The organism is Kitasatospora sp. NPDC101155, from assembly GCF_044768305.1.
In the GTDB taxonomy this organism is placed as follows: Bacteria; Actinomycetota; Actinomycetes; order Streptomycetales; family Streptomycetaceae; genus Kitasatospora.
Genome location: NZ_JBIWPN010000001.1, coordinates 285,333 through 302,145, shown reverse-complemented (window position 1 = coordinate 302,145; position 16,813 = coordinate 285,333). Strand labels below are relative to the sequence as shown.

The following is a 16,813-nucleotide window of genomic DNA, read 5'->3' as shown; positions in this document are numbered from 1 at the left end:
GCCTTCATTTGACCTGAGCATCGGATCGCGGTCTCGGATTAAGATCCCTGAGGCTGCGGACTTCAGTCGCGTTGACTAGTTGTCCGGTCGACGACAAGGAGCCGAAAGTGAGTGATCGAGAGCACCTGGTGAACAGCCACGGTCGATCGCCGATCCTGTCTCCCGGCGCCCGCACGCTGTACCTCAAAGCGTTGGCGGGAAACGGCCGGCTCACCAGGGATACCTGCTCTCAGGAGGAGGGTGAGGCCATCCAGGAGTTGCTGGGACTCGGACTTCTGATATCGGACAACGACGAGCCCGGGTCATTGTTCGCCGCCGACCCTGAAAAACTTGCCGCCAGCCTGAGCTCAACTTGGCAGCGCCAGGCTCTCGACCTCTTGTCCCGCGCGGTTTCAATTCCGGGTGAATTGACAGATCTGGCGGAGGCATTTCACACGCCGGACCAGAGCGGCGGCCCCATCGAGTACGTTCAGGGCCGGGCGGTGATTAACCAACGGCTACAACAGGCCATGGCCAACGGCATGACCGAAGGTCTCGCCATGCAGCCTGGAGGGCCACGCCCATCCGAAATGCTGACTTCATTCCTGAAACGGGATCTCGACATCATTCGAACCGGTGCGTCGATGCGGTCGATCTACAACGCGAGCACCCGCTACCACCAACCCACCAGGGACTATGTCGCCACACTCGCCAAGGAGGGGTGGCAGTTCCGGACCCTGGACGAGCCGTACACGCGACTGCTGATCTTTGATCGACGGCTCGCCGTCATTCCAATCGCCGGTGACAATCTGGCCGCTTTCGTCCATGACGCGGCAGTGGTCAACTATCTCGCTCAAGAGGTTTTCGAACGGAACTGGAGCAGAGCCCTGGATTTCGAGGGCGACCGCACCGTACCCCAGCAGGTGGTTTCACAGCTCCGACAGACGATCATCGACCTACTGCTGTCCGGAACGAATCACCGAGTCATCGCACGGCGACTCGGCATCAGCGAACGGACCCTGGCCAGGCACATCGCGGAAATGCGCGAGGAGTACAACGTCGACTCGCTCTTCCAGCTCGGCTACGTGCTCGGGCACGCCGCAAAGGCGGATCGCGCAGGCCACTGACACCGTGACCTGAGGCTCCTCCGCGGACACGGAATGGCAGCGGCCCAATACGGGCGGCGCCTGTCAGTCGCGCCGCCGGTTCACGGGACACCGACGGAAGCCGGGGGACGGTACGCCCAGGCCGATGGGCCATTCGGCGTGCACAGGAGACCTGGCGTTCCGTCCGCCTGCCGGCCGAGCAATCCGGTCACGGGCCGGCCCTACCAGTGAAAGTCGTCAGCCACCGTCTCCGCCCCGACAACAGCAACGGTCGCACGGCCATGCGCCATCCCAAAGGGCCCATAACCTCCGATGGAGACACCAGCGGCCACAAGGAAAGCGCCCACTACCGTGGACAGCGCAGCCTTACGGACAAGTCGGCGCATACGGGACATGGACCCACCCTCTTCCTCTCAAGTCCGCAAGTTGGACTAATAGCACTAGCGTCCACATGATGCCGCATGCCTTGCTCCAGTGTCACCTGTCGACCAACAGAGCGAGCGTCATCTCTCTGCCAGGCATCCAGATGCCAGGGCGGACCGCTGGACGAAGCCATCACCGCTGATAGACGATCAGTTCGCTCCCGATGGTCCCATGCAGCCGGAAGACTTGCCGCTGTACCGTCAAATTTCCTTCCTGCTTAACCATCGGATTCCTTGAAGCAGCAACTAAACACGCCTACCGGCACCGCCTCCTCCACCCGGTCGGCCTTCCCCCGGAGTCGACATGACCGAGCCCTACCTGCGTCACCACGACAGCCAGGCCCCTGAGGGTCGGCGTGCACGTGTATTCCTGGCCGCGCCGCTGATGCGGCTGACCGGCCCGGCCGACAGCGTGGTGACCCTCGCCAGCCGGACGCGGCTGACGACGCTCCGCACCACCCTGCTCCGCAGCGGCGCCGCCGTGTACAGCGCGCACCACAGCGACGCCTGGACCGTCGCCGGCCGCGCGCCCGAGCCCCGGGTGCCGTCCGACTTCCGCGCCCTGCAGTCCGCGGACCTGGTCTTCGCCTACGTCGGTGCCCCGCTCTCGGCCGGGGTGAGCCTGGAGCTGGGCTGGGCGTCGGCCCTGCGGAAGCCGATCGTCCTGCTCGTCGACGAGGCGATCACCCACAACCCGCTGATCGCCACCATCGAGCAGGTCGCCCCCGTCCTGCCGCTGGTCTTCGACGACACCTGGTCGCAGGAGGCCCTCAACCACACGGTGGAGACCGCCCTGGACTGGGCCGGCATGGCGCTCTCCCTGCGCGAGGGCTTCTGGACCGCGCCCGGCGAGCAGTTCAACGTCCCCCGACAGCAGTCCTCCGTCCCCGGCTACTGGCCGACCGGCGCCGCCACCGGCTGAGCAGAGCGCACCCCCCGGATCCCCCTCCGGGCTCTTGCTTCCGCCGCTCGCCGCGCAGCCCGGCCGCCTCCGCCCGGGCTGCGCGGCCAATGGCGGCCCGGGCAGATCGAGTACCGGCTCAGGCACCGCGAGCCCCCCTCATCCGCCAGCCGAGTTGGAAGAGCGTCTCGGCGTCGTACAGCTCGCGCAGGCGGGCGATGTGACCGGCGACTGTTCGCTCGCTCAGGCCCAGGCGAGTGGCGATGGCGCGCTGGGTGAGGCCCCTCGCGAGCAGGCGGCCCACCTGCTCGCGAGGGTCGGAGTCCGTGGGGCCTGCGGCCAGGGCCGCCCAGTTGACGCCCTCGGAGAGTTGCCAGAATCGCTCGAAGACCTCCGCCAGGAAGACAACCGTGGCCGGGTCCTCCACGAAAGCCGCGGCATCGAAATCGGCCGAGGCTGGAATGACGGCCACGGCGCGGTCGAAGATCATCATCTTGGTGAGCGAGAACGGTGCGACCCGGATGCGGCAGCCGATGTCGGTCAAGCGAGCGGCCAGACGGACGGTCGGACCATCGAGTCGGGCCGTGTCCTCGTAAATGGTGTTCATCGAACCGCCGGCCTCAACGAAACGGCGGGCGGTTTCCACGATGTCGTCGGTGGCGTCCGTCGGCCTGGCTCCACCGGGGTGGAGCGAAAGCGCCTCATGGTTCAACTCTTCGCTGAGCTGCGAGATCCGGTGCCGGATGTTCTCGCCGCCTTCAACGATCCGGATGGTTCCGGTGCGGTCGTGGCGTCGCGGGGCGGTGTCGTAGGCGGCGGTCAAGTCGCCCAGAAGGATCGGGAGTTGCTCGGCCTGCATCATCAGGCGGGTACCCGCCGCCCGCAGATCGGCGCCGAGGCGGGCGGTGACCGAGCGCGGGTTGATCGCGCTGAGCGACCCGTCCGAGACGTACGGCTTCAGCAGGCCCAGGTCCAGCAGCGACTGGACGGTCGCCGCGTCCCGCTCCGGGATGTCGGCGATGCGGATGCGGCCGCCCTCGCGGAGGATCGCGCGGTAGAGCTCGCGGGCGGCGCCGTCGGGAAGCATGAGGCCGTGATCGGTCATGACTGCTCACCTCGCATCTGCCAGCCGAGTTGGAAGAGCGTCTCGGCGTCGTACAGCTCGCGCAGGCGGGCGATATGGCTGGCGACCGTGCGCTCACTCAGGCCCAGGCGACTCGCGATCGACCGTTGGGTGAGGCCCCGGGCGAGCAGTCCGGCAACCCGCTCGTGGACGGCGGGCTCAACGGAACCAGCAGCCAGGGACACCCAGTTGACTCCTTCGGCCTGCTGCCAGAGCGTCTCGAAGGTATCGGCCACGAAGGCGACCATCGCCGGGTCGTCGACCACGGCGGCGCTGGAGTAGTCCGAGGCGGCGGGGATGATGGCGACGGCACGGTCGAAGACCAGGAAGCGCTTGAACGGTACGGCGAGGACTCGTGTGGTGGCACCGAGTTGGGCGGTTTGAGCGGCGAACCGTACGGTCGCCGGGTCGAGCTTGGCCGAGCGCTCGTACAGGGTGCGCACGGTTCCGCCGCGTTCGTGGTAGCGACGGGCACGGTCGAGCGAGTCGGGCATCTCGGTGGGCAACCGGGGGCCGCCGGGCTGGGCGGTCAGGCCCTCGTTGGGGAACTCCTGGCTCAATTGCCCCAGCTCGTGCCGAATTTGCTCCTTTCCCGAAATGTATCGCACCCCGGTCGAGTCGCCCCGCCGTTTCGGAGTCGCGTCGTAGGCCCGGGTGAGATCGCCCATCAGTTCCGGGAGTTGTTCGGCTTCCGTGAGCAGGCGGGCGCCTTGGAGGCGGATTTCGGTGCCGATCCGTTCGGTGGCCGCACGCGGGTCGATCGCGCTGTACGCGGCGTCCTGCAACTGCGGCACCAGCAGCCCGAGTTCCACCAGCCGCTGGAGCGCCGCCCGGTCCGCCGGGCCGACCTCGGCGGCGCGGATGCGGCCGCCCTCGCGCAGCACCGCGAGGTAGAGGGCGCGGGCGGCGGCGTCCGGGAGGGCGGCGGAGAGGAGGGCGGAGGTGTCAGCCATGGTGTTCTCCGCGCAGGTGCCAACCGAGGTGGAAGAGGGTCTGGGCGCCGTAGCGGTCGCGGAGGCGGGAGATGTGGCCGGCGACGGTGCGTTCGCTGAGGCCCAGTCGGGTGGCGACGGTGCGTTGGGTGAGGCCGCGGGCGAGGAGGCGGCCGATGCGGACGGTGGTGGGGTGCGGGGCTTCGAGGTGGCGGTCGGCGGGGGTGGCGCGGGCCCAGTCGCGTTCGAAGTGGGCGACCAGGTAGGCGACGGTGGTGGGGTCGGTGAGGAAGGCGGCGCGGCTGCGGTCCTCGGCGGCGGGGATGACGGCCACCGAGCGGTCGAAGATCATTAGCCGTTCGTAGGGTTCGGCGAGCACCCGGACCCGGGCGCCCTGCCGGGTGCGGAGGGCGATCTGCCGCAGCACGGCGTGGTCGGTGAGGGTGACCGGCTGGTAGAGGGTGCGCATCGAGCAGCCGCGGCGGAGCGGGGAGAGGTCCCGGGCGAGGGCCATCTGGAGGCCGTCGAGGGGGCGCGGCCCGGGTTGGGCGGCGAGGAACTCCTCCTTGCACTCGGAGATGAGCTCGGCGATGCGCTGGCGGATGTCGACGGCGGTGTCGAACTCCACGCTCTCCGGCCCGAAACCGCCCGGCCCGCCCGGCCCGCCCGGCCCGCCCGGCCCGTCCGGTCGGCGGACCGCCTCGTAGGCCCGGGTGAGCGGTCCGAGGGCGACCGGGAGGCGCTCGGCGTGGAGCAGCAGGCGGGTGGCGCGGGTGCGGAGCTCGACGCCGAGGCGGTCGCCGAGGGCGCGCGGGTTGGCGGCGGTGTAGCCGGTGGCGGTGGGAGTGAGCAGGCCGCGGGCGACGAGGGCGGCGACGGTGGGGCGGTCGGCGGGAGCGAGGTCCTCGGGGCGTAGGCGGCCGCCACCGCGGACGGCGGCGAGGTAGAGGGCGCGCTCGGCCGGGGCGGGCTCGTCAGTCATCGCGGGAGCCTCTCATCAGCCAGCCGAGCTGGAAGAGGGTCTGGGCGCCGTAGCGGTCGCGGAGGCGGGAGATGTGGGCGGCGACGGTGCGTTCGCTGAGGCCGAGGCGGGTGGCGACGGCGCGTTGGGTGAGGCCGCGGGCGAGGAGGCGGCCGACCCGGTCGGGGATGGTGCGGGCGGGGCCCTGGCCGAGGGCGGCGGCGGCCTCGGTGGTGTCGGCGCGGGCCCAGTCGCGTTCGAAGGCGCCGATCAGGAAGGTGAGGGCGGCCGGGTCGCTGATGAAGGCGGCGGTGCTGTTGTCGTCGTTGGCGGCGATGACGGCGACGCTGCGGTCGAAGACGATCAGCCGCTGGAAGGGCTCGTCGAGGATCCGAATCTGGGAGCCGTGCCGAATGACCTCCTCGGCGTAGGCGAGCGCGGGCGCCTCGGCGAGCGCGACCGGCTGGTAGATGGTGCGCAGCGAGCAGCCGCGCTGGAGGAGTTGGACGTCCTGGGCGAGGGCGACCTGGAGGGTGTCGGCGGGTCGGTGGCCGGGCTGGGCGGTGAGCACCTCGGAGCGGCAGTCGGAGACCAGCTGGGAGATCCGCTGGCGGATGTGGACGTGGCCCTCGACGTAGACCGCGCCGCCGGAGCGGCCGGACGGACGGGGCATCGCGTCGTAGGCGCGGGTGAGGCCGTCGAGGGCGCCCGGGAGGTTCTCCGCGCGGACCAGCAGCCGGGTCGCCTCGCTGCGGAGCTCGGAGCCGAGGCGGTCGCTGACCGAGCGCGGGCTGACGGCGGTGTAGCAGCGGTCCATCCGGTTGGCCATCAGCAGGCCGATGTCGAGGAGTTGCCGGAGCGCGTCGCGGTCGGTGTCCCCGATGTCGGCGCAGGGGATGCGGCCGCCTTCGGCGATGATCGCCAGGTAGAGCTGCCGGGCCGCCTCGTCGGGCTCCCCGCCCACGGGTACCGCGTGGTGCGGCGTGACCGCCGGTTCCGCCGTCACGTCGCACTCTCCCTGCCGGACGCCTCTCCCCTGGTGTTGCCCCCGCCCGTACACGCGAGTCGCGGGTGCGCGGTACCGGCTGCCGGGCGTGCTCACGGTACCGGTCGGACGGCGGGCCCCCGGGTCCGGGTGCCGTCGCACACCGGGTGCCCGGGGGCCGCCGTCGGCACGCCAATGCCCGGGCGCTTCCGTCGAGGCGGAGCAGCAACGCCTCGACGGATCCGGATCCGGAGTCCATCACCACACATGGACCCCGGCCGGCGCTCTTCCCCCCCGTTCCACGCGTGCTGAACGTTGCACACGTGGTCAGACCTGAAGAGCAAGTCGCCACCCTCGGGCTGCGGTTGCCCGGCGGCCTTGGCGTGCCTCCACCCTCACAGCGTGACGCCCGGTGGACAAGTGCCGCCCGATTGCAGGTTCGCGCATTTGCAGGTACCTGCATCCCGATGCCGGTGCGGTGCCGTGGGCGGCGGGCGGGATTCCGGTAAAGCCCGAGGCCAGCGGGGGGTACGGGCAGCGGCGGCCGGTTGGCTGTGCACGGTCAGCCTGAAGGTGCGCATTCCTGCAACGGCGGCCTGCTTTTGAGCTGGGGCCATTCCTCCGACTGGCCGTCCGGCCGGCCGCCCGACCGGGTCAGCGCGCCAGCAGCCGCCCGCGCACCAGCCCCGCGGCGGTGCCCCCCGCCGCCAGCACCCAGGCGACGACCAGCAGCAGGTAGAGCCCGGCGGCCAGCGCGGTGAAGCCGCCGAAGCCGGTGTGCCGGGCGAGCGCGGCGGCGCCGGTGACGCAGGTGCCGATCGGGAAGGTGTAGGCCCACCAGGTCATCGCGAACGGCATCCCGGCCCGGCGGGCCCGCAGGTTGGCGGTGAGCGCGACGGCCAGCCAGAGCATCGCGACGCCGATCACCGCGATGCCGTACAGCTCGGCCAGCGGCAGCATGACGGGCGCCAGGGCGGGCAGCACCGGGCGGGCGGCGTCGGCGAGCTGGTGGATCGCGGTGACGGACTGGCCGAGCGGGCCGAGCACCAGGAACAGCGCGGGGGTGAGCGTCAGGGCGGGCAGCTTGCTGTGGAACAGCCCGGTGAACACCACCGGCAGCAGCACCAGGGTCGCCAGCAGGCCGACCCCGAACAGCGCCCAGCAGCCGTACAGCAGGGCCTGCTGGGGCGCTCCGGCGGGCAGGTGCGGGACGAGGGCCGGGCCGCAGGCGGAGGCGACCAGCGGGGCGACCACCGGCAGCAGCCAGGTCGGGTTGGCCTCCAGCGCGGACACCGGGTGCCGGGTGATCATCAGGTACGGGATGCCGGCCGCGACGGTCAGCGCGTACAGGGTGCCGACGCCCCACAGCACGGCGTCCAGGGCGACCGCCGGACCGGTGCCGATGACCCGGGAGCCGAGCAGCAGGGTGCCGAGCCCGACCGCCAGCAGCGCCATCGGCGGGCAGCCGTAGAAGACCGCGGTGGCCGGGTTGTCCAGCAGCTGGGCGCGGGCCGCCTCGCGGTGCCGGGTGAGGTGGACCAGCCGGGCTCCGGCCAGCACAAGCAGGGCGGCCAGCCCGAGCGCCCACATCACCTCGCCGAAGCCGATCAGCCCGGGCGCCCGGACCGGCAGGGCGGCGGCGCCGTTGGCGATGATCGCGGTGCCCATCACGGCGGCGTACCAGTTGGGGCCGAGCTGGGCGAGGTCGAACCGGGAGAGCCGGGTGCGGGGAGCGGGACGGGTGAGCGGACGGACATCGACCGAGGTGGACATGGTTCCACCCTGGCCCGGCGGCCCGGCCGCCGGTAGCGCCGCGAATCCTATGAGGACATAGCCTGAACCTATGCCCCTCTCCCCTCACGTCCCCGAACTGGGCGCCCTGGAACTGCTGCTCGCGGTGGCCCGGCTGGGCAGCGTCGGCCGGGCCGCGGCCGAGCTGGGCGTCAGCCAGCCGACCGCCAGCGCCCGGATCAAGGGCATGGAGCGGCAGATCGGCGTCGCGCTGCTGGAGCGCTCGCCCCGGGGCAGCCGACCCACCGAGGCGGGCCGGCTGGTGGTCGAGTGGGCCCGGCAGGTGGTGGAGGCGGCCCAGGCGCTGGACGCCGGGATCGACGCGCTGCGCGAACGGCGGGACGCCAAGCTGCGGGTGGTGGCCAGCCTGACCGTCGCCGAGTACCTGATGCCGGGCTGGCTGCTGGCGCTCGCCGAGGCCAGCCCGGGGACGGCGGTGACGCTGCGGACGGCGAACTCGGCGGAGGTCGCCGGGCACGTGCTGGCCCGGGAGGCCGACCTCGGCTTCGTCGAGGGCCCGTCCACCCCGCCCGGACTGGCCGGCGCGGTGGTGGCGGCGGACCGGCTGGTGGTCGTGGTGGCGCCCGGGCACCCGTGGTCGCGTCGGCGCACCCCGCTGACCGGGACCGAGCTGGCGGCCACCCCGCTGGTGCTCCGGGAGCCCGGCTCGGGTACCCGGGAGGTGCTGGAGATGGCGCTGACGCCGTACGGGGGCGCGACGCGGCCCCGGCTGGAGCTGGCCTCGTCCACCGCGCTGAAGGCGGCGGCGATGACCGGGGCGGGGCCGGTCTGCCTGAGCGAGCTGGCGGTGGTGGAGGAGCTGGCCACCCGGCGGCTGGTCGAGGTGCCGCTGGCGGAGGAACTGGACCTGCGGCGGCCGCTGCGCGCGGTGTGGCCGGCCGGGCACCGGCCGAGCGGGCCGGCCCGGGAGCTGCTGGGGCTGACCCGGCAGACGAACGGCCGGACCGCCGGGAGGAAGAGTTGAGCCCGGGGAACCTGCGCGAGGGGACCCGCGCGAGGAAACCCGCGCGAGGGGACCTGAACCCGGGAACCTGAGCCCGGCGAAAGGTCGAGCCAGGGGAAACCCGGGCCTCAGGCCGATGAAGAAAACTTGAGCGGAATAGACTCAAGTTAGTGCATGCTGTACGTAGCAGTAGTGAAGGACGACGAGGGAGGATCCCCCAGCAGTGGACGCGAGCAAGTTCACCACCAAGACGCAGGACGCACTGTCCGCCGCGATCCGGCAGGCGGGCGCGGTCGGCAACCCGGACGTCAGGCCGGTGCACATCCTGATCGCCCTGCTGGAGCAGCCCGAGGGCATCGCCCGGCCCCTGCTGGAGGCGGTCGGGGCGAACGCCGCCCGGATCGACGCCGAGGCGCGCCGCCAGCTGACCGCGCTGCCCAGCGCGACGGGCTCGACGGTCGCCGCCCCGCAGCTCGCCCGGGACACCCTCGCCGTGCTCACCGAGGCCGGCAAGCGCGCGGACGACCTGGACGACCAGTACGTCTCCACCGAGCACCTGATGGTCGGCCTGGCCGCCGAAGGCGGGCCGGTGGCCGAGCTGCTGGTGCAGCAGGGCGCCACGCCCAAGGCGCTGCTCGCCGCCTTCAAGGACGTCCGGGGGAGCGGCCGGGTCACCTCGCCGGACCCGGAGGGCACCTACAAGGCGCTGGAGAAGTACGGCACCGACCTCACCCAGGCCGCCCGGGACGGCAAGCTCGACCCGGTGATCGGCCGTGACCACGAGATCCGCCGGGTGGTCCAGGTGCTCTCCCGCCGGACCAAGAACAACCCGGTGCTGATCGGCGAGCCCGGCGTCGGCAAGACCGCCGTGGTCGAGGGCCTGGCCCAGCGCATCGTGGCCGGCGACGTGCCGGAGTCGCTGCGCGGCAAGCGGCTGGTCGCGCTGGACCTCAGCGCGATGGTGGCCGGAGCCAAGTTCCGCGGCGAGTTCGAGGAGCGGCTGAAGGCCGTCCTGAACGACATCAAGGCCTCCGACGGCCAGGTCGTCACCTTCATCGACGAGCTGCACACCATGGTCGGCGCGGGCGCCGGCGGCGACTCCGCGATGGACGCGGGCAACATGCTCAAGCCGATGCTGGCCCGCGGCGAGCTGCGGATGGTCGGCGCCACCACGCTGGACGAGTACCGCGAGCGGATCGAGAAGGACCCGGCCCTGGAGCGCCGCTTCCAGCAGGTGCTGGTCGGCGAGCCCAGCGTGGAGGAGTCGATCGCCATCCTGCGCGGCCTCAAGGGCCGGTACGAGGCGCACCACAAGGTGCAGATCTCGGACGCCGCCCTGGTCGCCGCCGCCACCCTGTCCAACCGCTACATCACCTCCCGCTTCCTGCCCGACAAGGCGATCGACCTGGTCGACGAAGCGGCCTCCCGGCTGCGGATGGAGATCGACTCCTCCCCGGTCGAGATCGACGAACTCCAGCGCGCCGTCGACCGGTTGCGAATGGAGGAGCTGGCCCTGGAGAAGGAGTCGGACCCGGCCTCGGCCGACCGGCTGGCCCGGCTGCGGCGCGATCTCGCCGACCGGAACGAGCAGTTGAGCGTGCTGACGGCACGCTGGGAGCAGGAGAAGAAGAGCCTCAACCGGGTCGGCGAGCTCAAGGAGCGGCTGGACGACCTGCACGGCGCCCTCGAACGGGCCCAGCGCGACGGGGACTTCGAGCGGGCGTCCAAGCTGATGTACGCCGAGATCCCGGCGGCCGAGAAGGAGCTCACCGACGCCCAGGAACGCGCCGCCACTGCGAACAACGAGACCGGGTCCGCCTCGCCGTCGATGGTCAAGGAGGAGGTGGGCCCGGACGACGTGGCCGATGTGGTCGCCTCCTGGACGGGCATTCCGGCCGGCCGTCTGATGGAGGGCGAGAGCGCCAAACTCCTGCGCATGGAGGAGGAGTTGGGCAGGCGCCTGATCGGCCAGACGGAGGCCGTGCAGGCGGTCTCGGACGCGGTGCGCCGCACCCGCTCGGGCATCGCCGACCCGGACCGCCCGACCGGCTCCTTCCTGTTCCTCGGCCCGACTGGTGTCGGCAAGACCGAACTCGCCAAGGCGCTGGCCGACTTCCTGTTCGACGACGAGCGGGCGATGGTCCGGATCGACATGAGCGAGTACGGCGAGAAGCACTCGGTCTCCCGCCTGGTCGGCGCCCCGCCCGGTTACGTCGGCTACGAGGAGGGCGGCCAGCTCACCGAGGCGGTCCGCCGCCGCCCGTACAGCGTGGTGCTGCTGGACGAGGTGGAGAAGGCCCACCCGGAGGTCTTCGACGTCCTGCTCCAGGTGCTGGACGACGGCCGGCTCACCGACGGCCAGGGCCGCACGGTGGACTTCCGCAACGCGATCCTGATCCTCACCTCCAACCTGGGCAGCCAGTACCTGGTGGACCCGGCCACCCCCGAGGACAAGAAGAAGGCCCTGGTGCTGGACTCCGTCCGGGCCGCGTTCAAGCCGGAGTTCCTCAACCGGCTGGACGACATCGTGGTCTTCGACCCGCTCGGCACCGGCGAGCTCAGCCGGATCGTCGACATCCAGGTGGCCCGCCTCGGCGAGCGGCTGCGCGAGCGGCGGCTCACCCTGGACGTCTCCTCGGCCGCCCGCGACTGGCTGGCGCTCACCGGGTACGACCCGGCGTACGGCGCCCGCCCGCTGCGCCGGCTGGTGCAGTCCGCGATCGGCGACCAGCTGGCCCGGGCGATCCTGTCCGGCCAGGTGCACGACGGGGACACCGTCCTGGTCGAGCGGGACGAGGAGGGCGACCGCCTCACCGTCCGCGGTCGGGGCCCGCTGGAGAAGTAACCCCGGAAGGGCAGGTTCGGGCCGCTCCCCGCGCTCAGGCGCGCGGAGCGGCCCGAACCGCGTCGTACCGACTCCCCGTGGCCGGTCGGCCCCCCGCAGTCGGTCGGCTCCCCGCGGTCAGTCCGCCGCGCCCCGCCGCTGCCGCCGCGAGCGGTCCCGCCAGGTGCGTGCCAGCCGGTGCAGCTCGGCCCCCTGCGCCTGTGGCAGGCTCCACGTCTGGGTGAGCAGCCGCAGCGTGGAAACCCGCGGGCAGGACACCCCCCGCTCCAGATCTCGGATCGACCGTACGCTCAGTCCCGACACCTCCCCCAACTGCTCCTGCGTCATCCCCCGCTCCAGCCGGATGTTCCGCAGCAGCCTCCCGAGCGAGGCACCCTCCCCGGTCACCGTACGCTCCATCCCGCTTCCCCCCTTCAGCTCAAATCACCTCAACTCGCCCACCGGATACGGATGTTGCCAACGGCGAGTTCCGTCGCACGCTAACCGCATCCGGCCGGTTCGGCAGCCGAACCCGGGCGCCGGGCGCGTGACTTGGCTCACCCGCGCGCCGGGCGCGCCGCCCGGCCGCCGCCCGCCGGACACCCTGGGTGACCGGTGCCCGCCAGGCCCGGAAAGGAAGATCGACGCGCCCCCGGGTGCCCCTGTGAGCGAGGCCCCGAATGAGGCAGGATGGGAGGTGGAAAGGGCGGCCTCTCATTGCCGGCCACCACGTGCACTGAGGAAGAGGACCCCCATGAGCATCGACCCGTCGTCCATCCCGTCCTTCGGCGTCCCCGGAGGCGGCCAGCCCGGTGGCCAGGGCGGGCGGCCGGCCGGCCCTCCGCCGATCATCGTCCCGGACCAGGGCCTGGTCACCCAGCTGCTCGACCAGATGCAGCTCAAGCACGTCGTGGACGAGGAGGGCGACCTCACCGCCCCCTGGGAGGGCTTCCGCGTCTACTACATGTTCCGCGGCGAGCAGAAGGAGCTCTTCGCGGTGCGCGCCTTCTACGACCGGGCGTACCCGCTGGAGAAGAAGGGCGAGATCCTCGACCTGATCGACGAGTGGAACCGCGAGACCCTCTGGCCGAAGGTCTACACCCACACCCACGAGGACGGCGTGGTCCGTCTGATCGGTGAGGCCCAGATGATCGTCGGCACCGGCGTCAACCTGGACTACTTCGTCACCACCACCGCGAACTGGACCCAGGCCGCAGTCGGCTTCGAGCAGTGGATCGTCGAGCGCCTGGGCCTGCAGAACGAGATCGAGGGCGAGGAGGGCGAGGGCGGGGACTCCGACGAGGCCTGATCCCCGCTTCCCCCGTACGGCCCGCCACCGCGCTCACGTCGCAGTGGCGGGCCGCCCTTGTCCCCGGCCCCCGGCTGTCCCAGGATGGGCGCGACGACGACGCGTGAGGAGCCTTTCGCATGGGTACCAGGCCGCTGCTGAACCGCCGACTGGCCGGGATGGGCACGACGATCTTCGCCGAGATGTCCGCCCTGGCCACCGCCACCGGTTCGATCAACCTCGGGCAGGGCTTCCCCGACACCGACGGGCCCGAGGAGGTCCGCGAGGCGGCCGTACGGGCCCTGCGCGCGGGCCATGGCAACCAGTACCCGCCCGGCCCCGGCATCCCGGAGCTGCGGACCGCGATCGCCGAGCACCAGCAGCGCTTCCACGGCCTGGCGTACGACCCGGACACCGAGGTGCTGGTCACCGCCGGCGCCACCGAGGCCATCGCCGCCGCCCTGCTCGCGCTGTTGGAGCCCGGCGACGAGGTGATCGCCCTCGAACCCTTCTACGACTCCTACGCCGCCTGCATCGCCATGGCCGGCGCCGTCCGCGTCCCGCTCACCCTCCGGGCCCCGTCCTTCCGCCCCGATCTGAACGAACTGCGCGCCCTGATCACCCCGCGCACCCGCCTGCTGCTGATCAACACCCCGCACAACCCCACCGGCACCGTGCTGACCACCACCGAACTCGCCGTGATCGCCCAACTCGCCTTCGAGCACGACCTCCTGGTGGTCACCGACGAGGTCTACGAACACCTCGTCTTCGGCGCCGTCCACCACCCGATCGCCGCTCTGCCGGGCATGCGCGAGCGCACCGTCACCATCTCCTCCGCCGGCAAGACCTTCTCCTTCACCGGCTGGAAGGTTGGATGGGTGACCGCGAGCCCCGCGCTGGTCTCCGCCGTGCGCACCGCCAAGCAGTACCTCACCTACGTCAGCGCCGGCCCGTTCCAGTACGCCGTCGCCGAGGCCCTGCGGCTGCCCGACAGCTACTTCGACACCCTGCGCGCCGACCTGCTGCGCAAGCGCGACCTGCTGCTCGACGGACTCCGCGCGGCCGGCTTCCGCGCCTTCACACCCGAGGGCACCTACTTCGTCACCACCGACATCACCCCGCTCGGCGAGAAGGACGGCATCGAGTTCTGCCGCGCCCTGCCCGAGCGCTGCGGCGTGGTCGCGATCCCCAACGCCGTCTTCTACGACGACGCCGACGCCGGCCGTAGCCTGGTCCGCTTCACCTTCTGCAAGAAGGACGAGGTGCTGGCCGAAGCGGTCACCCGGCTGCGGCGGCTCTGACCTCCCCGTCGGTCACACCAGGTCGCGCCGGGTGAGCAGCACCCGGGCGAGCACACCCACCGCGACCAGCCAGGCCGCGGCCACCAGCGCTCCGTACGGCGCCGGGAGCAGCCCGGTCCAGGGTGCCCGGTCCGGCGCGGTGATCATGCCGAGCTGGGCGCCCAGTGGCAGCAGCCGTCCGACGGCGGGCCGGGCGGCCAGCACGGGCAGCGCGGCGAAGAGCGTGGTCGGTACGACGAACAGGGTGAGCAGGTGGTGGCGCACCATCGTGCCGACGAACAGGCCCCACACCCCGGCGGTCGCGCAGGCCGCCGGGGTGCCCAGGACGGTCTGCGCGGTGAGGCCGGTGTGGCCTGAGCCCAGCCCGAGCACCGTCGCCACCAGGGCCGTCCCGACCAGGCCGATCAGCGCGCCGCCCGCCGCGGCGGAGACCGCCCGGTCCCAAAGCAGCCGGCTCCTGGGTCCGAGCAGGGCGGCCCGGGCGATGGCGCCGGTCCGGTAGTCGTTGGTGTACCGCAGCGAGCCGTACACCGCGGCGGCGGCGATGAACAGCACGGCCTGCGAGAGCAGTTGGCTGCCGGCCAGCAGTTCGGCCGCCCGGGCGTCGGCCGGTCCGTCGTGCGGCAGCGCGGCCGCCGCACCGAGCGCCGGGATCAGCAGGAAGGCCAGACTGCCCGCCAACGCCACGTCGTGACGCAGCCTGAGCAGTTCCACGGCCAGTCGATCGCGCATCCCGGCCCCTACTCGGCCTCGCGCCGGCGGACCAGCCGACGGGCGGTGAGCAGTGCGGCGGCCGCCCAGGCGACGAAGACCAGGGCGCTCACCGGGGCGGGGAACAGTCCGTCCACCGGCACCCGGGCGAGGCCGGCCAGCGCGCCGCCGGGCAGGAACCGTTCCACCGCGGGTGCGTTGAGCAGCAGCGGCAGCTCGACCACCATCGGCAGAACGAGGACCAGCGCCATGGCGAGGTAGTAGCCACGGACGATCCAGCCCACCGCCGCGCCCCACACCCCGGCGAGGGCGCTGCCGAGCACGGTGCCGAGGCCGATCCCCCAGGTGGTCGCGTCGAGGGTGAGGTGCCGTCCCTCCGACCGGAGGGCGGCCCAGGTCACGACCGTCCAACAGGCCACGCCCAGCAGTCCGCAGAGCGCGCCGCCCGCGGCCGAGGCGAGCACCTTGGCGGCGAAGACGTTGCGCCGGCCCTGCTGCAGCAGGGAGCGCAGGATGGACTTGTAGTAGTACTCGCGGGTCACCACGTAGCTGCCGAGGAACATGCCGGCGATCGTGGCGGAGGCGACCAGGCCGAAGACCAGGTGGGTCGCCGCCCCGTCGGTCCGGTCCCCGAGGGCGCTGAGGGAGGGGCCGCTCCACAGCAGCAGGACGGGGCAGAGGACGGCGTAGCCGAAGACGCCGAGCATCGCGTAGCCGCTCCGGGTCTTCAGCAGCTCGGCCTTCAGGGCGTCACGCACGGGACACCGCCGTCCCGGAGGCGTTCGCCTCGCGCTCGGCGTGTTCGGCGTGCTCGGCATCGAGCAGTTCGAAGAACCGCTCCTCCAGGTCGTGGGCCCCGCCCTCGGTCAGCATGTCCAGCGTGCCGGCGAACAGCGTCCGGCGCCGGATGACCACCACCTCGTCCACCGTCTGTGCCATCTCGGCCAGTTGGTGGTTGGACAGCAGTACGGTGCCGCCCGCCTCGGCGAAGCGGCGGACGAACCGGCGCAGCCATCGGATGCCCTCCGGGTCGAGTCCGTTGGCGGGCTCGTCCAGGACCAGCAGTTCGGGCTCGCCGATCAGCGCGCTCGCCAGGCCGAGCCGCTGCCGCATCCCGGTGGAGTACTTGCCCACCCGCTTGCCGCCCGCGTCCCCGAGGCCGACCTCCTCCAGCACGGCGTCGACCCGGCTCCGCGGCACTCCGGCCGACAGGGCGCAGATCTCCAGGTGCCGCCGGCCGGTGATGCCGGTCTCGAAGCCGATCCCGTCCATGTGCACCCCGACCCGTCGTGCGGGCGAGCGGAGTTCCTCGAAGGGCTGCCCGAACAGCGTGGCCGAGCCCGAGGTCGGTCGCAGCAGGCCCACCAGTCCGCGCAGCGCGGTGCTCTTCCCCGCCCCGTTGGGCCCGAGCAGCCCGACCACCCGGCCGGCGCCCACCTCGAAGTCGAGCCCCTCCACGGCCACCTGGCCGCCGTACCGCTTGGTGAAGCCGTCGAACCGCACAACCGCGCTCATCGCATCCCTC

15 protein-coding genes are annotated in these 16,813 nt (G+C 72.0%); 6 read left to right on the top strand and 9 right to left on the bottom strand.

Annotated elements, in window-relative coordinates:
• Positions 1–107: 107 nt before the first annotated feature.
• Entirely contained in the window at positions 108–1,106 is a 999-nt protein-coding gene (locus ACIRYZ_RS01470; RefSeq protein ID WP_402938049.1) for a helix-turn-helix domain-containing protein, read from the top strand.
• 705 nt (positions 1,107–1,811) lie between these two features.
• Positions 1,812–2,429, top strand: a complete 618-nt coding sequence (locus tag ACIRYZ_RS01465) for a hypothetical protein (RefSeq protein ID WP_355668839.1) — start codon at positions 1,812–1,814, stop codon at positions 2,427–2,429.
• Positions 2,430–2,547: 118 nt separating this feature from the next.
• Here the strand turns inward: ACIRYZ_RS01465 and ACIRYZ_RS01460 are convergent, their stop codons facing one another.
• From ACIRYZ_RS01460 to ACIRYZ_RS01440, 5 genes are all read right to left on the bottom strand, one after another.
• Positions 2,548–3,513, bottom strand: coding sequence for a LuxR C-terminal-related transcriptional regulator (locus ACIRYZ_RS01460; RefSeq protein ID WP_402938046.1), 966 nt, complete (start codon positions 3,511–3,513; stop codon positions 2,548–2,550).
• The gene (locus ACIRYZ_RS01455) at positions 3,510–4,484 is read right to left on the bottom strand and encodes a LuxR C-terminal-related transcriptional regulator (protein WP_402938043.1); all 975 of its coding nucleotides are present in this window, start codon (positions 4,482–4,484) and stop codon (positions 3,510–3,512) included. The genes ACIRYZ_RS01460 and ACIRYZ_RS01455 overlap by 4 nt, the downstream gene beginning before the upstream one ends.
• Positions 4,477–5,445: a LuxR family transcriptional regulator gene (locus ACIRYZ_RS01450; protein ID WP_402938041.1), complete on the bottom strand. Its 969-nt coding sequence runs from the start codon at positions 5,443–5,445 to the stop codon at positions 4,477–4,479. The genes ACIRYZ_RS01455 and ACIRYZ_RS01450 overlap by 8 nt, the downstream gene beginning before the upstream one ends.
• Positions 5,438–6,430 (bottom strand): LuxR C-terminal-related transcriptional regulator, encoded by a 993-nt coding sequence (locus ACIRYZ_RS01445; protein ID WP_402938038.1) that lies wholly within the window; start codon positions 6,428–6,430, stop codon positions 5,438–5,440. The genes ACIRYZ_RS01450 and ACIRYZ_RS01445 overlap by 8 nt, the downstream gene beginning before the upstream one ends.
• 633 nt (positions 6,431–7,063) lie before the next feature.
• On the bottom strand, positions 7,064–8,182 hold the full coding sequence (locus tag ACIRYZ_RS01440; RefSeq protein ID WP_402938035.1) for a TDT family transporter: 1,119 nt from the start codon (positions 8,180–8,182) through the stop codon (positions 7,064–7,066).
• A 70-nt stretch (positions 8,183–8,252) separates the two neighbouring features.
• Between ACIRYZ_RS01440 and ACIRYZ_RS01435 the strand changes: the two genes are divergently transcribed.
• Both ACIRYZ_RS01435 and clpB read left to right on the top strand, forming a co-directional pair.
• Entirely contained in the window at positions 8,253–9,185 is a 933-nt protein-coding gene (locus ACIRYZ_RS01435; protein ID WP_402938032.1) for a LysR family transcriptional regulator, read from the top strand.
• Between the two features lie 202 nt (positions 9,186–9,387).
• Complete coding sequence (clpB, locus tag ACIRYZ_RS01430) at positions 9,388–12,009, top strand: ATP-dependent chaperone ClpB (protein ID WP_402938030.1); 2,622 nt, start codon at positions 9,388–9,390, stop codon at positions 12,007–12,009.
• 117 nt (positions 12,010–12,126) lie between these two features.
• Here clpB and ACIRYZ_RS01425 read toward each other — a convergent pair whose 3' ends face one another.
• Positions 12,127–12,408 carry a helix-turn-helix domain-containing protein gene (locus ACIRYZ_RS01425; protein ID WP_393023388.1) on the bottom strand — a complete coding sequence of 94 codons (282 nt, stop codon included), beginning with the start codon at positions 12,406–12,408 and terminating at the stop codon, positions 12,127–12,129.
• A gap of 334 nt (positions 12,409–12,742) precedes the next feature.
• Between ACIRYZ_RS01425 and ACIRYZ_RS01420 the strand changes: the two genes are divergently transcribed.
• Both ACIRYZ_RS01420 and ACIRYZ_RS01415 read left to right on the top strand, forming a co-directional pair.
• The gene (locus ACIRYZ_RS01420; protein WP_402938026.1) at positions 12,743–13,297 is read left to right on the top strand and encodes a YbjN domain-containing protein; all 555 of its coding nucleotides are present in this window, start codon (positions 12,743–12,745) and stop codon (positions 13,295–13,297) included.
• Between the two features lie 119 nt (positions 13,298–13,416).
• Positions 13,417–14,577, top strand: a complete 1,161-nt coding sequence (locus ACIRYZ_RS01415) for a pyridoxal phosphate-dependent aminotransferase (protein WP_402938024.1) — start codon at positions 13,417–13,419, stop codon at positions 14,575–14,577.
• A gap of 12 nt (positions 14,578–14,589) precedes the next feature.
• Here the strand turns inward: ACIRYZ_RS01415 and ACIRYZ_RS01410 are convergent, their stop codons facing one another.
• From ACIRYZ_RS01410 to ACIRYZ_RS01400, 3 genes are read right to left on the bottom strand one after another with little or no spacing between them, the layout of a single operon-like run.
• Positions 14,590–15,309, bottom strand: a complete 720-nt coding sequence (locus tag ACIRYZ_RS01410; RefSeq protein ID WP_402938021.1) for a hypothetical protein — start codon at positions 15,307–15,309, stop codon at positions 14,590–14,592.
• A gap of 8 nt (positions 15,310–15,317) precedes the next feature.
• Complete coding sequence (locus tag ACIRYZ_RS01405; RefSeq protein ID WP_402938018.1) at positions 15,318–16,046, bottom strand: hypothetical protein; 729 nt, start codon at positions 16,044–16,046, stop codon at positions 15,318–15,320.
• A complete protein-coding gene (locus ACIRYZ_RS01400) occupies positions 16,039–16,803 on the bottom strand; it encodes an ABC transporter ATP-binding protein (protein WP_402938015.1) in 765 nt (254 codons plus the stop codon). Before ACIRYZ_RS01400 ends, ACIRYZ_RS01405 begins: the two co-directional genes overlap by 8 nt.
• Between the last annotated feature and the right edge of the window lie 10 nt (positions 16,804–16,813).

Coding starts and splice junctions, on each gene's coding strand:
- ACIRYZ_RS01465 (WP_355668839.1), top strand. CDS start 1,812: ATGACCGAGCCCTACCTGCGTCACCACGACAGCCAGGCCCCTGAGGGT.
- ACIRYZ_RS01460 (WP_402938046.1), bottom strand. CDS start 3,513: ATGACCGATCACGGCCTCATGCTTCCCGACGGCGCCGCCCGCGAGCTC.
- ACIRYZ_RS01455 (WP_402938043.1), bottom strand. CDS start 4,484: ATGGCTGACACCTCCGCCCTCCTCTCCGCCGCCCTCCCGGACGCCGCC.
- ACIRYZ_RS01450 (WP_402938041.1), bottom strand. CDS start 5,445: ATGACTGACGAGCCCGCCCCGGCCGAGCGCGCCCTCTACCTCGCCGCC.
- ACIRYZ_RS01440 (WP_402938035.1), bottom strand. CDS start 8,182: ATGTCCACCTCGGTCGATGTCCGTCCGCTCACCCGTCCCGCTCCCCGC.
- ACIRYZ_RS01435 (WP_402938032.1), top strand. CDS start 8,253: ATGCCCCTCTCCCCTCACGTCCCCGAACTGGGCGCCCTGGAACTGCTG.
- ACIRYZ_RS01425 (WP_393023388.1), bottom strand. CDS start 12,408: ATGGAGCGTACGGTGACCGGGGAGGGTGCCTCGCTCGGGAGGCTGCTG.
- ACIRYZ_RS01420 (WP_402938026.1), top strand. CDS start 12,743: ATGAGCATCGACCCGTCGTCCATCCCGTCCTTCGGCGTCCCCGGAGGC.
- ACIRYZ_RS01415 (WP_402938024.1), top strand. CDS start 13,417: ATGGGTACCAGGCCGCTGCTGAACCGCCGACTGGCCGGGATGGGCACG.
- ACIRYZ_RS01410 (WP_402938021.1), bottom strand. CDS start 15,309: ATGCGCGATCGACTGGCCGTGGAACTGCTCAGGCTGCGTCACGACGTG.
- ACIRYZ_RS01400 (WP_402938015.1), bottom strand. CDS start 16,803: ATGAGCGCGGTTGTGCGGTTCGACGGCTTCACCAAGCGGTACGGCGGC.